Genomic DNA, 14,174 nt, shown 5'->3' with positions numbered 1-14,174 from the left:
CGCAGGGCGTGCTTACTTGAGGACCGAGCATCCGGGATACCCAAACCCCCACCGCCAGGGCAGGCCGCTGCACGGCCCGCCACCGAAACGAACCGCCCCATACATGGCATCCGCTGTGATCGCATGAATGGAGCGGATCTGATCAGGTTCCATATCGTAGCGATCCGCATATTCGTCGGCATACTGTTCTCCATGCGCCGCAACACAGGCATGCAGGGCATTATCCGCCGCCAAACGCGCGTCATAGCTCTCCTCGGCCGAATCCGCGCCGCCAGCATTGTGATATGCCCGGTCGTGGATCACACAACAGTTTTCCCAAGGTGGATGTTCTTCAAAAAGTTCACCAACCTGCGGGAATTGCTTTGCCACCCAGCGCCAGCTTGCGGACAACCCACCCGAGCACCCGTCTGTTTCAAATGGTTGCAGCTCGGCTCCGTCGCTCTGGTCCATCAAGGCGCGATGGGCAGGCATTTCGAACCGGCGCATCAAGTCCTGTGCCAAGGCAACATGCGGAATGATGAGTAACAACAGCAACAGATTAAGGGCTTTCATCGCGCATCGCCTTGGTGTCGACCTGTAATCCAAACGCCGTGGCCAGCCACAACATCAGCCGCTCTGCCGGTCCCATTTCAGCGCGCACGCGCAGAACCTCATTGGCCATGGCCGGGCGATCAGTAATCAGACCATCGACACCCATAGACGCCATTTTGGACATCTGCAGCGGATCGTTTACTGTCCAGACATAGATATCCTTGCCGGCATCGTGAACCTTTCGGATCAGGCCCGGCGTCGCCATCCCTGCGTTAACGGCGACAAACTCGCCCTCCAACCCCGACAGATCACCAACGGCTGTGGCCGCCAATACACCCGAACGCCAGTCCGGGCGCAGTTTCTTCATCTTTTGGACAGCCGGGTACTTCAACGACATAGTGGCGACCTCGTCCTGCATCTCCAACTCTTCCACCAGTTTGATCACCCGGTTTTCCAGATCGATATCATGGCCATAGTATTTCAGTTCGATAAGAACCCTGGACTTGCCTTTGGCCGCCTCCAGCACATCACGCAGAGTTGGCGTGCGTTCCGAGGCGTATTCCGGGTCGAACCAGCTGCCGATGTCGATATCGGCCACATCCGCCATTGTGGCATCCCAGACCTTCAGATTAACACCCGCCAGCTTCATGAAATCGCTGTCATGGGCCACGATGATCACGTCATCCGCAGATTCCTGAACATCGATTTCAACCCAATTCGCGCCGTCCTCGATGGCTTTCAGAACCGAGGCCATCGTGTTTTCCGGCCGCAAGGCCGCAGCACCCCGGTGGCCAATGACCTCGGCATGATCCGGGGCCTGCACACGTTTCAGCAGACTTTGACCTGACCAAAGGCCAATACCCAACGCGGCAAGGGATGCGCCCACTGTCACAAATACAGGCGCCCGAATTTTCCGGAGCTCTGGGTGAGCGATCTTTTTTCCGTCTGTATCGAAAAACCCGTCCAGCAAGACGGCCAGCGCGCCCAGCGCCGTTGCCGCCAGAACCAGCCCTGCCAATGACCACAGCCCAGCGACGACAAAACTGAAGGTCAGGGCCAGCTTGAGGTTTCCGCCGTCCTGTACGGGTACGAGAGTAAACAAAAGGCTGGCCACTGCGGCAATCAAAGCGGCAATGACAAGGCGCATCACCAGCCAAAGGGCAAGCTCGATCTTCAACCGCCCGCGCCTGCCTTCCATATTCTGCGCACTTTGGGCAAACGCCGTTCGGGGCGCAGTTCGTTCGAAAAGGACCAAATGCAGGGCCAGCGCCCAGGCGGACAGGCGGCGGATCAAAAGCCACGCCAGTACAAGAACAACCACTCCGATCAGAAGAGCCGCCACCTTGAAGGCGGGGGGGCGGAAGGTCAGGTAATAGTTGATGTCGTATTCAGTCAGCGTCCACCAAGCGATCAAGCCAGCGACAGCCACGAATGGCAGGGCAAGCAACAGGACACGCAGGATGAAACGCACGGCAAATCCGAACAACGCAGGGAAACGGGACAGGATCAATGCGAGCGCCGCACTGCCAGCACGCCAGGGATCTTGTTCGCCCATGCGCAGCGACCCGGCCATGACTGAGAACACCAGGACCTCAGCCAGCAGAAACAAGCTCAGAACTACAACAGACGAGATAAACCCGACCGGAGACAGCAGGAACATGGCAATGTCCTGATCGGTCAAGGCCGTCTGGTCAGACAGAGACACTGCTAGATTGACCGCCAGCGCCACCCCTGGCGCAATCAACGCCACAAGCAGCAATCGGACAGCGATATAGATAGGCACAAAAACCCGACGCCGGGCCCAGGCCCCCGCGTAGGCATGTGTTACGGCATGGAAATATCTGCTCACGCGGTCACCTCCGAACTGATACATTCATTCAAAGGCGCGCAAACGTGAATTGCAAGTCAGCTGTCTTTCAGGTCTGCAGCCAGGCGGAATCCGATGCGGTTGGCTGGCTTGTCTTCAACCGATTTGGGAAGCGCACGCAACATCACGTTCAACTGGCTGACATGTTGCACCAGTTGCGTGCGGGCTCCGGTCCCGTCGGACCCGTAAAAGGTTATCATGTCGGGGTCGAAATAACCCATCCCCTCGATCCGCATGACGCCGGCATCGCCACCGGTGAACCCCATCGCGACCTCATGATCGCCGTCCAGCGTCTGTTCGAAATTCTGGATATACAGGATTAACCGCTCGTATGCCCATTGTGCGGGGCTCTTGCTAGCCACCGGTTTTTTCAAAGTCTCGGGCAGTTTTTTGCTTCCGGATTCGGCTTTTGGATCGGCGTGCACCTCGTAACACTTTGGCAAAGCCGCGGCTTCTGCGGCCTCGGCCGAGGTTTCGATCTGGTCCTGCATTCGTCTACCCTTTGCGTTGATACAGCCATGCCCCATCCGCGCGTTGCGTCCGGGTTACTGCACCAATGTGGTAGAGGTGATTTACATGTGCAACCGCCTCGACCAGCGCAAGGCCATACTCACCCTCGCGGATTGTACGTTTGAACAGCGGCATAAAGCAGTCAGCAGCAGATTTGGGCTGATCCAGATGATCCAGCAGTCGTTCCAGCGCGCCATGGTGGTTGTCAATCAGCTGCTTCATACGCAACGGCAGACCCGTGAAGGGCAGTTTGTGCCCGCCTAAAACCAGATGATCGGGGCGGGCGAGCGCCTGAAGCCTCTTACAGGCCTCCATCCATCCTGACACCGGATCGGCCATGGGTTCGGTCGCATAGACACCCAGATTGGGACTGATCGAACTTAAGATCTGATCGCCGCTGAGCACCAGATTGTCATCGCGGCTCCAGAAGGTGGCGTGTTCCGGTGCATGGCCATTGCCCATATGAACGTCCCAGTCACGTCCGCCCATACGGATCACGTCACCCTGCTTGATCCCGGTAAAACCCAGCGGCATGGGATAGACTGTGTCGGCAAAATTAAAGGGCCGGTCCGCCATCCGTTTGTTCAAAACTTCGGATGCCATGCCCGCGCTGCGATAGAAATCCAGCGTTTCTTGCGGCCAGGTTTCCTGCACATCCAGCGTCAGCATCCGCGCAAACAGCCACGAGGTGCGGCTTGTCACCAGCTCGGCGCCGTGTTCCGTCTGAAACCATCCGGCATTGCCAACATGGTCGGGATGGTGGTGAGTCACCACCACCCGCCTGATCGGCTTGCCTGCAAGAGGTCCGGCCATCAACGCTTCCCAGATGCGCCGCGTCTTGTTCGAGGACAGCCCCGTATCGATCACGGTCCAGCTGTCGCCATCGTCCAGTGCATAGATATTTACATGGTCCAGCGCCATAGGCAGGGGCAGGCGCATCCAGAGAACACCTTGGGCAATCTCGGTGGCTTCGCCCTGCGCGGGCGGTTCAGACCACGGATATCTGATCCCCAATACGTGATCCCCGTCCATCAAACAGCAAACTCGTCCGTGCTCAGCGCGAAAAGGTCATCCGCCCCGTTCTGTGCCCGTGCCAAAAGGCCCGTATGTTCGGGCAACAGGGCGTTGATATAATACCGCGCCAGTTTCGCCCGCGGTCCCTCTGGGTCGGCAAGGGCTGCGGTCAGGTGATAGTGCCCGCCCAGCACTCGGGCAAAAGCCTGCAGATAAGCAACTGCGCCTGCAAAGCGGTTATTCATATCGTCCTGTGCCACCAGCCATTCTGTCGCCTCGCGCAGCGTTTCGGTGGCTTCCCAAACAGGGCCCGCCAGATCAGGCAGTGTTGCACGGGCGCGTTCAGCCTGGTCTTCAATCTCATCCAGCAGGTTCGAAGCAGCCTCGCCCCCGTCCATCATCTTCCGCGCAACAAGGTCCATCGCCTGAATGCCGTTGGTGCCCTCGTAGATCGCGGTGACACGCGCATCGCGATAGAACTGAGCTGCGCCGGTTTCCTCAATATATCCCATGCCACCATGCACCTGGACCCCTGTTTCAGCCACACGCATCCCGGTCTGAGTACCAAACGCCTTGCTGATCGGCGTCAACAGCGCGGCCCGCGCAGCCCAATCGGCGTCACCAGTGGCCTCTGCCATATCGATTGCAACCGCATTGGCCAACAGGATCGCGCGTGCTGCATAAACATCAGCACGCATATCCAAAAGCATACGGCGCACATCCGCATGATCGATGATCGTCCCGGACGGCGTTTTGCCTTGTTTCCGTTCCAGCGCATAGGCCACCGCGTGCTGATATGCACCTTCGGCCACGCCCACGCCCTGTCCGCCCACGCCCAGGCGCGCATTGTTCATCATGGTAAACATGGCCGCCATACCGCCATGTTCGGCGCCCACCAGCCAGCCTTTGGCTCTGTCATATTGCATCACGCAGGTGGGCGAACCGTGCAAGCCCATCTTGTGTTCCAGCGAAACCACTTTCAGATCATTGGCCGCGCCAGGATCACCATTTTCATCAGGCAAGAATTTGGGGACAAGGAATAACGAGATCCCTTTGGTGCCGGGCACCCCATCGGGAAGGCGGGCCAGTACCAGATGGCAGACATTCTCGGTGAAATCGGTATCGCCCCACGAGATGAAGATCTTTTGACCGGTGATCGAATATGTCCCGTCACCGTTCGGCTCTGCCTTCGCAGACAGCGCGCCAACATCCGATCCGGCCTGAGCTTCGGTCAGGTTCATGGTGCCCGACCATTCCCCCGTCATCATCTTAGGCAGATACAGCGCTTTCAATTCGTCGCTGGCGTGATGCTCCAACGCCTCGATCTGGCCCTGAGACATAAGCGGCGCAAGTTGCAGCGACAGGCAGGCGGCACTCATCATCTCGTTGACCGCCATGGTGATGGTCATAGGCAGCCCCATCCCCCCGTATTCAGGATTACCACTGATCCCGATCCAGCCACCTTCGGCAATTGCCTTCCAGCCGTCTGCATATCCCGGAGAAGTTCGCAGCACGCCATTTTCAAGCCGTGCAGGTTCCAGATCACCGGGACGCTGCAGAGGGGCCATCACCTCTTCGCACATCTTTCCAGCTTCGGTCAGGATCGCATTGACCACATCCCCGCTGGCATCAGCAAATTTATCCGTCGCAGCGACCTGGTCGAACCCGACCACTTGGTCCAGCAGGAACTGGTAATCTGAAATTGGGGTGCGATAGGGCATGATCACTCTCGAAGGCTAACAATTCAGAACATATCGGCAGGCTTGGAATTGTGGGCAAGCGCCGGTAAGCGTATGAGCTTGGATCAATTACCTACTGTCCCTTATGTTTCAAGCAACCAAAACGCGGCGTCACCAGTTATGATCTCAACCGGCACTCAGGAATTGACGGCGGATCCCGGCGGTATCGCGAGGGCTGCAGATATGTTGCGAAAGGGCCTTCTGGTCGCTTTCCCGACCGAGACCGTCTATGGCCTGGGCGGCGATGCCCGCAACGGACAGGCGGTGGCGTCGATCTACGAGGCCAAGGGGCGGCCCAGTTTCAATCCGCTGATCGCACATGTCGCTTCGGTCGCCGCGGCGCAACGGTATGTGCAATGGTCAGATCAGGCCGAGCATCTGGCGCAGGCCTTTTGGCCCGGTCCGCTTACCTTGGTTTTGCCCTTGCGCGAAGGGCACGGGATTTCATCGCTGGTGACGGCAGGTTTGGATACGTTGGCCGTGCGCGTTCCGGCACATCCGACAGCGCGCGCGCTGCTGGCCGAATTTGATGGCCCGGTTGCGGCGCCTTCGGCAAACCCGTCGGGTCAGATCAGTCCGACCACGGCAAGTCATGTCTGGTCGGGTCTTGGCGGCAAGATTGCGGCTGTTCTGGATGACGGGCCGTGCGATGTCGGGCTTGAATCCACCATCATCGGCCTGGCTGGGGAACCTGCACTTTTGCGTCCAGGTGGCATCGCGCTGGAGCAGGTCGAAGAGACGCTGAAAACGCGACTGCATTTGCATCAATCCGGTGATCTTCTGTCCGCCCCCGGCCAGTTGCAATCACACTATGCGCCGGACGCTCCGGTCCGTTTGAATGCCATAACCCGTCAGGGTGACGAGGTGTTACTGGGATTTGGGCAGGTAGAGTGCGACCTAAACTTGTCCGCCACTGGCAACTTGACCGAAGCGGCGGCAAATCTGTTTGCGTTTCTGCATCAGCTGAACGAAACCGGGCGACCGATTGCCGTTTCTCCGATCCCTGACACGGGTTTGGGGGCGGCAATCAATGACCGGCTGCGGCGCGCGGCGGCACCCCGTGACAGCTGATCAGGCTCGCCCCGCGCTGGCAGAAAGGGTCAGCGGGTCCACGCCCAAAGAAGCCAACGCTGCCTCCCATTTCGCATCATCGGGCACATCAAAAACAAGTTTCGACGTTGCCTCGGTGGTTAGCCAGCCGTTCATGGCAATTTCATCCTCAAGCTGACCGGGCCCCCAGCCGGAATAGCCCAGCGCCAGCATCGAGTTCAGCGGCCCAGTGCCTGACGCCAAATCCTCGAGCACATCAAGTGTCGCCGTCATGCTGAAATCCTCGGAAATCTGCATTGAATGCAGGTTGGCCTCGTAATCAGCGCTGTGAAGGACAAAGCCGCGTGACATCTCGACCGGCCCACCGAAATGCACAAGGCGTTCGCCGACAATCGGTACACGGCAGGCGATGTTCAGTTGACCCAGCAAAGTCTTGATCCGCAGGTCCGAGGGCTTGTTCACAATCAAACCCATGGCACCGTCGTCACCATGACTGCACACATACACCACCGAATGGTCGAATCGCGGATCCCCCATACCAGGCATCGCAATCAACAGTTTTCCGGTCAGGTCCATGGGCCGCCATCTCTTTCTCAGAACACCTCAACAATGGCCCCGCAGCATGTCTATTGGCAAGAGAACAACAGGTATTTTGGCGGATTTCATCCCAGTGAACAGAACGTGACTTGGAATCCGGGCCAACGCCGCGCATTTAAGAGGGATGAAGATGTCGATGAAACACACTGCCGTCGCTGCACTCGCTTGCCTGCATCTGGCCGCCCCGGTTGCCGCTCAGGGTCTGGACGGCGTGGTTCAGCTGGATGTTCTGGATGGCGGACGGACTGCAAACGGCACTTATCTTACCGCCTTGAAGGTGACGCTTGAGGATGGTTGGAAAACCTACTGGCGTGCGCCCGGAGATGCTGGCATCCCGCCGGAAATCAACTGGAAACGCTCAAGCAATGTCGGGCGTGTTGAGATCACATGGCCTGCCCCTGATGTCTTCGATCAGAACGGGTTGCAGTCGATCGGTTACAAGAATCAACTGGTCCTTCCGATTGAGATTACGCCGCGCAACCCTGCCAAGCCGGTCCGATTGCAGGGCGAAATGGATCTGGGCGTTTGCAAAGACGTTTGTATTCCGGAACGTCTGGGCTTTGACCACACGCTCGACGCCAATGCCGGGCGCCATCCCGCGATTGCCGCCGCACTGGCGCAACGCCCTTATTCCGCGCAAGAAGCTCGTGTGTCCAGTGCCACCTGTCGTCTGACGCCGACGAAAGATGGTATGCGTATCGAAGCACGAGTGACCATGCCATCGGCAGGTGGTCATGAAGTGGCTGTGATCGAACCCGGCAATCCCTCCCTCTGGGCGTCGCAGCCGGTTGCGCAACGGCAAGGTGATACGTTGGTGGCCGAGGCCGAGATTATCAATGCATCGGGCACACCCTTTGCGCTGGATCGGTCTGAAATCCGGATTACAGTTCTGGGCGCCAATCACGCAGTTGATATTCAGGGCTGCAGCGCAGGCTGAATTCATGACCCAATCGCCAAAAATCGGTGCCCTGGCCGTTGTTCTGCATCAGGATCAGGTTCTTCTGGTTCAGCGCAGCAAGCAGCCCGACGCCGGGCTGTGGGGGTTTCCCGGTGGCCATGTCGAATGGGGTGAAACCGTATTGGAAGCGGCACAACGCGAATTGCTGGAAGAAACCTCGGTGATCGCGCAGTCGTCACATTATCTGAAAAATCTGGACCTTGTGCGCCGAACCCCAGATGGGCTGATCGTGTCCCATTACCTGCTGGTCGGGGTCGCCTGCCAGTATCGCTCGGGCACGCCAAAGGCCGGTGACGACGCATTGGATGCTCGGTGGTTTCCCGTCGATCAGATACGCCAGGGCAACCTGCCCATGAGCGCGCGGGTCATTGAGCTTATGGAATATGCCTTGCGTGCGGTTTAAGCATCTGCCGATTTCGTGAGGCGACCATAAAGCATGCCTGAGGCAACAATGCTCAGAATCACAATCGGCACAGCTCCGGCAACAAACGCGCCCAGCCCCATTTTCAATGCGGCAATGCCATCATCACCGGGATAAAGACCTTGTAGCATGGCAAGCGGTGCACCGTTGACGGCGGGCCAGATCATCGTCAAGGCAAACCAGATCCCAAGCATCACGCCGGTTCCGGCCAACGCGCCACGAACAACCTTGTCAGGGGCCCGTACAGCACGGCGCATGGCTGTCATCGGACGCGCCACGTCATTGAGAACTCCCAGCAAGGCAGGCACAAGTACCAACACCAGCAACATTCCGAAACCAAGCCCGTAGACCAGTGTGATTACTGTCGGTTTCAGGAACTGCGCCTGTTGAGAGCCTTCATATAGTAAGGGCGCAAGGCCAAGAACCGTGGTCAGCGTTGTCAGCATCACGGGTCGCAACCTGTCCGCCGTGCCATCCAGAACAGACGGAATCAACCCGCGATCCTGCTGGTATGCGTCGATTGTCGTCACAAGAACGATGGAGTCGTTGATGATGATCCCTGTCATGCCCAGCAACCCGACCACCGTGAACATGCTAAGCGGCACCTCCCAGATGTAATGGCCCCAAATCGCCCCGACCAGGCCAAAAGGAATAATCGCCATAACCACAAGGGGCCGTGTCCAGCTGGCAAAAACCCAGGCCAGTACAAGGTAAATACCGGTCAGGCACAGGATCAGACCATTGCGGGCCTCGGACAGGAATTCGTTTTCCTGTTCGCTCAGACCCGACATGCGCCACTCAACCTGCCTTTCGGCTGCAATATTGGGCAGGATCTCGTCCTGCATCACGCGTTCAATTTCGGCGGCCCGTGCCGGATCGTCCTCCGAGATGTCACCTGTTACCGAAACCACCCTCAGGCCGTTTTCACGCCGAACCGTCGAAAACCCGGACTTGCGTTCGACCGAAACGATATCAGCCAGCGGTACATAGACCCCGTCAGGAGAACGCATCAGAGTTCGTTCCAGAAAATCTGCTGTCAGTTCACCTTCGGGCAGTTCGACACGGATCTCAGCACTGCGCGGCCCGTCGGGGAAGGTTGCGGCCTCAATCCCGTTCAAACGGTTGCGCAAAGCCCGCCCCAGCGTTTCGATCCGAAAGCCCAGCGCCTGACCCTGTGCCGTCAGATCAAGAAGAAACTCTTCCTTGTCATATGCCAAAGTGTCCTCAAGCGCCGAGACTTCAGGAAACTTCGACAGCGCGGTTTGCAAATCTTCAGATGCGGCTTTCAGTACATTTACGTCCGAGCCATAGAACTGCACGTCGATGGCGTCGCCGCCGGGGCCGGACCGCCAACCGCGGAAGCTGATCACCTCGACCTTGGGGTGGCGCGGTACGAAATCCTGTAGCTCGCCCACAAACTCAAAACTCGAATAGGGGCGCAGATCGGCGTCGATCAATTCAATCGAAATACCACCCAGCACACTGCCGTCCTTGCCGTCAGCCGCAGCAAGAGCACGCCCGGCATTGCCACCAACCTCGGCCAGGACATAGTCAATTGGATTTCGGCCATGACGCTCTTCGTAGTTCCGGCCCAGTTCGTTGGTTGCGTCCTGTAGAATGCGCATCATTTCAAGCGTATCTGACCGGGTCGACCCTTCGCGCATGATAAACCCGCCGCTGACTGAGCTGCGTTCAGGTGCGTTGAAGAACCGCCAGTTCACGTCGCCGCGAATGAACAATGCAACCTGACTGGCCAGAATAGCAATCATCAACGCGGCGACCACATAACGCGCCCAGATCACCCAAGCGATCAACGGGCGGAACAAGTGATCCCGGACCCAACGAAAGCCACGATTGACGACACGGTTCGGCAGATCGTACCAGTGTTCCTTGGCCGAATGCGCAATTGCGTGCGCCATGTGATTGGGCAGGATCAGGAAGCATTCCACCAGCGACGCAACCAGAACTGCGATCACCGTGAAGGGGATATCGCGGATCAGCTCTCCGAAACGTCCTCCAACCAACGTCAGGCCGAAAAACGCAATCACGGTCGTTACTGTGGCGGCCAGAACCGGCATTGCCATTCGACGGGCGGCACGCTCAGCGGCTTCCACAGGTGTCTCACCCAATCGGCGGGCGCGATAATCGGCGTGCTCTCCCACGACAATCGCATCATCTACGACGATCCCCAAGGTGATGATCAAACCGAACAGGGAAACCATATTCACCGACAAACCGCCCAGATACATCAGTGCAATCGCCGCCGACATCGCCACCGGAATGCCCGCAGCAACCCAAAACGCAATGCGCGCATTCAGAAACAGGAACAACAGGATGACAACCAGCCCCAACCCCATCAGCCCGTTATCCACGAGGATATTCAGCCGGTCGGTAATTGCTTGCGCCCGGGTACGGATAAGATCAATTCTCACACCTTCAGGCAGGCTGGCCTGCATCTCGCGGGCTACATCCTCGACCGTGTGCTGAATACCTATCGCATCTCCCAAGTTCGACCGGTCCACTCTGATGGACATGGCGGGATTGTCGCCCACGTAATAGCTGCGGTGCCGGGTGACGTCTTCGATCCGAATTGTTGCTATGTCACCAACCTTCAGCTTCGACCCATCTTCGTTCACCCGCAGCGCGATGCCTTCGATCTGTTCGGGTGTACGTTTCTCAGTTCCTGCCCGGATACGAGCCCCGGCGCCTTCCACATCGCCCGCAGGATCCGTGGTGACTTCGGCCCCGATCGCCGCCGCGATTTCCGCCATTGAGATATCGTTGGCAATCAATTGCGCTGTGGTGACTTCGACAACGATGCGCGGTGCGGCAATACCCCGGATCGTTGTGCGGGTCACACCCGATGCGAACAAACGATTGACAAGCTCATCCGTCAGTTTCGCCAGCTGAGCAGTATCGGTCGGCCCTGTGATCACCACATCCGTCACCCGATCACGCCACGCACCACGTTGAATCTTGGGCTCCTCAGCGTCTTCCGGCAGATCTGTGACAGCGTCTACGGCGGTCCTAACATCCTCAACAGCACGGGACACATCCCAGTTGGGTTCGAATTCCAGCCTGATCCGGGTCCAGCCCGGATGCGAACTGGCCTCGGTACTGGTCACCCCTTCGACGGCCAGCAGCGCCGGTTCCAGCAACTGCACGATCCCGGCGTCCATGTCCTCGGGCCCGGCACCATCCCAGGTTACGGATACATCGACGCGTTCCAGAATAACGTCCGGAAAGAACTGTGCCCGCATGTTCGGGATTGACGCCGCGCCAAGAACCAGCATGACAAGCAACAGCAGGTTGGCAACTGTCCGATGCCGCGTGAAGTAACTGAGAATGCCGCCCGCCGCGCCAGGTATCTCGCGCATCATGGCGTTTATCCCCCAGCCCTGGTTTCAATACTGCGCACCAAAGATGTCGGCACACGAGCTTCGCGCAGCCGGGTTAGAACCTGCGTCTTTTCCTTCGGAGGCATCGCACTGTTCGCTTCGACTTGAGCTACAAGTTCGGCTCGTTTCTCGTCCGTCAGCTCGACCATTCCGGGGTCTGCACCCGCCTCAAGTCGCAGGGGCCGCACCCGCACGCCCGACCCAAGCAGGGGGGTTCGCCCGACGACAACCTCTCGCCCTTCCAATCCGTCGCCCCGCAGCAGAACTTCGTCCCCCTGGCGACGGATCAGCTGAACCGGCAGGCTTTCCAATCGATCGTCAGGACCAAGCACAAGAACTGTTCCAGATGCATCAAGGACCGAGGACGGCAACCGGTAAACTCCGGCAAGAGGTTGCTCCTGAACAGAGACCGTAACGAAATCCCCGGGTTTGAACCCAGATGCCTCTTGCAAGCGGGCATAGATCAACCGCCCGGTCTGGCCTTCACCGGCAGACCCGCTGTCGCGACTAATCTGGCCAATCGCAGTCAGATCGGCGCCTGTCACTTCAAGCGATATTGTGACCGGCGCATTGATCAGACGATCACCGCCATCGAGAAGCCGCACATATTGCGCAGTCGACACCCGAAATGCCACCTCAAGGTCGTTGGAATCGACCAGTTCGGCCAGCTTTTCATTTGCCGAAACCAGCCGCCCTTCCACAAGCGTCACATCCGTTAAAGTGCCGCCAAAGCCTGCCCGGATTGTCATGTCGCCCAGATCGCGTTCCGCGGCTTCCAGTGCAATCATGGCTCTGGCCAACAGGGTTGATGCCTGATCCACACGGGATTCAGCCTGTGCCAGCACAATACGCCGCGCCAGAACGGCCTGTTGCGACGATGCGGCGGCCAGTTCGGCCTCTTCCACGCTGGCGGCGGCCCCCACGCCCCGTGATTCCAGATCCCGTTGGCGTTGCAACGCCCTTTGCCGCAGTTCCGCCTGAGCCTCGGCCGATTTAAGCTCGTCCTGCGCCAGCAGCAATGAGCGTTCTGCATCGCGCTCTTCAAACTGAGCGTCCAAGAGATCAGACTTGGCCCGATCCAGCGCGGATTGTGCATCTGCCGGATCCAGTTCGACCAGCACTTCGCCAGCCTCAACAATTCCACCATCTTCAAAATCTTCGGCCAGCGCGACAACGCGACCGCCGAGCGCCGCGCGCAGCTCCAGCCTGCGGCGGCTTTGAACCTCTCCGAAAGCTTCAAGATATGGGGTTACGGTTTCCGCCTCGGCAGGCCGAACTGCAACAGCAAAGACCCTTTCTCGTGCTGGCGGTGTTGCGCCCTCACGCGTCAAAGCCTCCTGAACGGCCCCAACGATCATCTGTGCAGCAACGAACAACAAAGCCAGCGCCAGAAACGCCAGAAAAACACCGACAAGACTATGCCGCAGAAATCGCATCGATCAGTTACCCCGGTTGCACCACGCTGCCGTCCACAACATGTAGCTGGATCAGGAAATATGCCAAGCCACAAGGCGGTTATACGGAATGGAACGTATGACCAGTCTACTTCCGTCGCAGATGTTCGTCCAATCTGGGCATTATTTCCACAAAATTGCACGGGCGATGACGATAATCGAACTGTTTTTCCAAAATACCGTCCCACGCGTCCTTGCAGGCCCCCGGGCTGCCGGGCAAGGCAAACAGATATGTCCCCCCGGCAACGCCCCCCGTGGCCCGCGACTGCACCGCCGAAGTTCCGATCTTTTCCATCGAGATGATCGTGAAAACAGTGCCAAAGGCTTCGATCTCTTTTTCATAGACATCGCGGTGCGCCTCGACGGTGACATCGCGCCCAGTCAGACCCGTGCCGCCGGTCGAAATCACGACGTCGATCTGTTCATTCGCCACCCACGCGCGCAACTGATTTGCAATCTGTCTGCGCTCGTCCCGAATTATTCTCCGATCCGCGACGACATGGCCTGCCTTTTCAATACGGTCCACCAATGTCTGACCCGAGCGGTCCTCTTTCATCGATCTGGTATCCGAAACAGTCAGTACGGCGATCTTAACCGGGATGAACTCCATGGTTTCGTCAATGCGCGACATGTTG

The 14,174-nt window shown here is 58.3% G+C and carries 12 protein-coding genes; 3 read left to right on the top strand and 9 right to left on the bottom strand.

Annotated features, from left to right (window positions below):
* Nucleotides 1-12: 12 nt before the first annotated feature.
* From ACR0LL_RS07880 to ACR0LL_RS07860, 5 genes are read right to left on the bottom strand one after another with little or no spacing between them, the layout of a single operon-like run.
* The gene (locus ACR0LL_RS07880; protein WP_480585475.1) at nucleotides 13-552 is read right to left on the bottom strand and encodes a hypothetical protein; all 540 of its coding nucleotides are present in this window, start codon (nucleotides 550-552) and stop codon (nucleotides 13-15) included.
* Nucleotides 539-2,380 carry a glycerophosphodiester phosphodiesterase family protein gene (locus ACR0LL_RS07875; protein WP_480585472.1) on the bottom strand — a complete coding sequence of 614 codons (1,842 nt, stop codon included), beginning with the start codon at nucleotides 2,378-2,380 and terminating at the stop codon, nucleotides 539-541. The genes ACR0LL_RS07880 and ACR0LL_RS07875 overlap by 14 nt, the downstream gene beginning before the upstream one ends.
* A 56-nt stretch (nucleotides 2,381-2,436) precedes the next feature.
* The gene (locus ACR0LL_RS07870) at nucleotides 2,437-2,889 is read right to left on the bottom strand and encodes a DUF6173 family protein (RefSeq protein WP_267364542.1); all 453 of its coding nucleotides are present in this window, start codon (nucleotides 2,887-2,889) and stop codon (nucleotides 2,437-2,439) included.
* Nucleotides 2,890-2,893: 4 nt separating this feature from the next.
* On the bottom strand, nucleotides 2,894-3,940 hold the full coding sequence (locus ACR0LL_RS07865; RefSeq protein ID WP_480585469.1) for an MBL fold metallo-hydrolase: 1,047 nt from the start codon (nucleotides 3,938-3,940) through the stop codon (nucleotides 2,894-2,896).
* Nucleotides 3,940-5,643 carry an acyl-CoA dehydrogenase gene (locus ACR0LL_RS07860; RefSeq protein ID WP_480585467.1) on the bottom strand — a complete coding sequence of 568 codons (1,704 nt, stop codon included), beginning with the start codon at nucleotides 5,641-5,643 and terminating at the stop codon, nucleotides 3,940-3,942. Before ACR0LL_RS07860 ends, ACR0LL_RS07865 begins: the two co-directional genes overlap by 1 nt.
* A 138-nt stretch (nucleotides 5,644-5,781) precedes the next feature.
* Between ACR0LL_RS07860 and ACR0LL_RS07855 the strand changes: the two genes are divergently transcribed.
* Complete coding sequence (locus tag ACR0LL_RS07855; protein WP_480585464.1) at nucleotides 5,782-6,732, top strand: L-threonylcarbamoyladenylate synthase; 951 nt, start codon at nucleotides 5,782-5,784, stop codon at nucleotides 6,730-6,732.
* On the opposite strand, the gene ACR0LL_RS07850 is transcribed toward ACR0LL_RS07855, so the two are convergent.
* Entirely contained in the window at nucleotides 6,733-7,287 is a 555-nt protein-coding gene (locus tag ACR0LL_RS07850) for a YqgE/AlgH family protein (RefSeq protein WP_480483069.1), read from the bottom strand.
* Nucleotides 7,288-7,444: 157 nt separating this feature from the next.
* On the opposite strand from ACR0LL_RS07850, the gene ACR0LL_RS07845 reads away from it, so the two are divergent.
* Nucleotides 7,445-8,245: a protein-disulfide reductase DsbD domain-containing protein gene (locus tag ACR0LL_RS07845; protein ID WP_480585461.1), complete on the top strand. Its 801-nt coding sequence runs from the start codon at nucleotides 7,445-7,447 to the stop codon at nucleotides 8,243-8,245.
* Nucleotides 8,246-8,249: 4 nt separating this feature from the next.
* Nucleotides 8,250-8,669 carry an NUDIX hydrolase gene (locus tag ACR0LL_RS07840; RefSeq protein ID WP_480486596.1) on the top strand — a complete coding sequence of 140 codons (420 nt, stop codon included), beginning with the start codon at nucleotides 8,250-8,252 and terminating at the stop codon, nucleotides 8,667-8,669.
* Here ACR0LL_RS07840 and ACR0LL_RS07835 read toward each other — a convergent pair.
* From ACR0LL_RS07835 to moaB, 3 genes are all read right to left on the bottom strand, one after another.
* A complete protein-coding gene (locus tag ACR0LL_RS07835; RefSeq protein WP_480585458.1) occupies nucleotides 8,666-12,067 on the bottom strand; it encodes an efflux RND transporter permease subunit in 3,402 nt (1,133 codons plus the stop codon). The genes ACR0LL_RS07840 and ACR0LL_RS07835 overlap by 4 nt on opposite strands.
* Nucleotides 12,068-12,072: 5 nt before the next feature.
* Nucleotides 12,073-13,521, bottom strand: a complete 1,449-nt coding sequence (locus ACR0LL_RS07830; protein ID WP_209598682.1) for an efflux RND transporter periplasmic adaptor subunit — start codon at nucleotides 13,519-13,521, stop codon at nucleotides 12,073-12,075.
* A gap of 106 nt (nucleotides 13,522-13,627) precedes the next feature.
* Nucleotides 13,628-14,170, bottom strand: coding sequence for a molybdenum cofactor biosynthesis protein B (gene moaB / locus ACR0LL_RS07825; RefSeq protein WP_480585455.1), 543 nt, complete (start codon nucleotides 14,168-14,170; stop codon nucleotides 13,628-13,630).
* Nucleotides 14,171-14,174: the final 4 nt, after the last annotated feature.

It is taken from the genome of Ruegeria sp. AI2, assembly GCF_056541275.1.
The sequence above is the reverse complement of the archived record's forward strand: the minus strand, read 5'-3'. Positions and strand labels throughout refer to the sequence as shown.

Excerpts from the sequence above, each read along its gene's own strand:
- ACR0LL_RS07880 (WP_480585475.1), bottom strand. The coding sequence starts at position 552 with ATGAAAGCCCTTAATCTGTTGCTGTTGTTACTCATCATTCCGCATGTT.
- ACR0LL_RS07870 (WP_267364542.1), bottom strand. The coding sequence starts at position 2,889 with ATGCAGGACCAGATCGAAACCTCGGCCGAGGCCGCAGAAGCCGCGGCT.
- ACR0LL_RS07865 (WP_480585469.1), bottom strand. The coding sequence starts at position 3,940 with ATGGACGGGGATCACGTATTGGGGATCAGATATCCGTGGTCTGAACCG.
- ACR0LL_RS07860 (WP_480585467.1), bottom strand. The coding sequence starts at position 5,643 with ATGCCCTATCGCACCCCAATTTCAGATTACCAGTTCCTGCTGGACCAA.
- ACR0LL_RS07855 (WP_480585464.1), top strand. The coding sequence starts at position 5,782 with ATGATCTCAACCGGCACTCAGGAATTGACGGCGGATCCCGGCGGTATC.
- ACR0LL_RS07850 (WP_480483069.1), bottom strand. The coding sequence starts at position 7,287 with ATGGACCTGACCGGAAAACTGTTGATTGCGATGCCTGGTATGGGGGAT.
- ACR0LL_RS07845 (WP_480585461.1), top strand. The coding sequence starts at position 7,445 with ATGAAACACACTGCCGTCGCTGCACTCGCTTGCCTGCATCTGGCCGCC.
- ACR0LL_RS07840 (WP_480486596.1), top strand. The coding sequence starts at position 8,250 with ATGACCCAATCGCCAAAAATCGGTGCCCTGGCCGTTGTTCTGCATCAG.
- ACR0LL_RS07835 (WP_480585458.1), bottom strand. The coding sequence starts at position 12,067 with ATGATGCGCGAGATACCTGGCGCGGCGGGCGGCATTCTCAGTTACTTC.
- ACR0LL_RS07830 (WP_209598682.1), bottom strand. The coding sequence starts at position 13,521 with ATGCGATTTCTGCGGCATAGTCTTGTCGGTGTTTTTCTGGCGTTTCTG.
- moaB (WP_480585455.1), bottom strand. The coding sequence starts at position 14,170 with ATGTCGCGCATTGACGAAACCATGGAGTTCATCCCGGTTAAGATCGCC.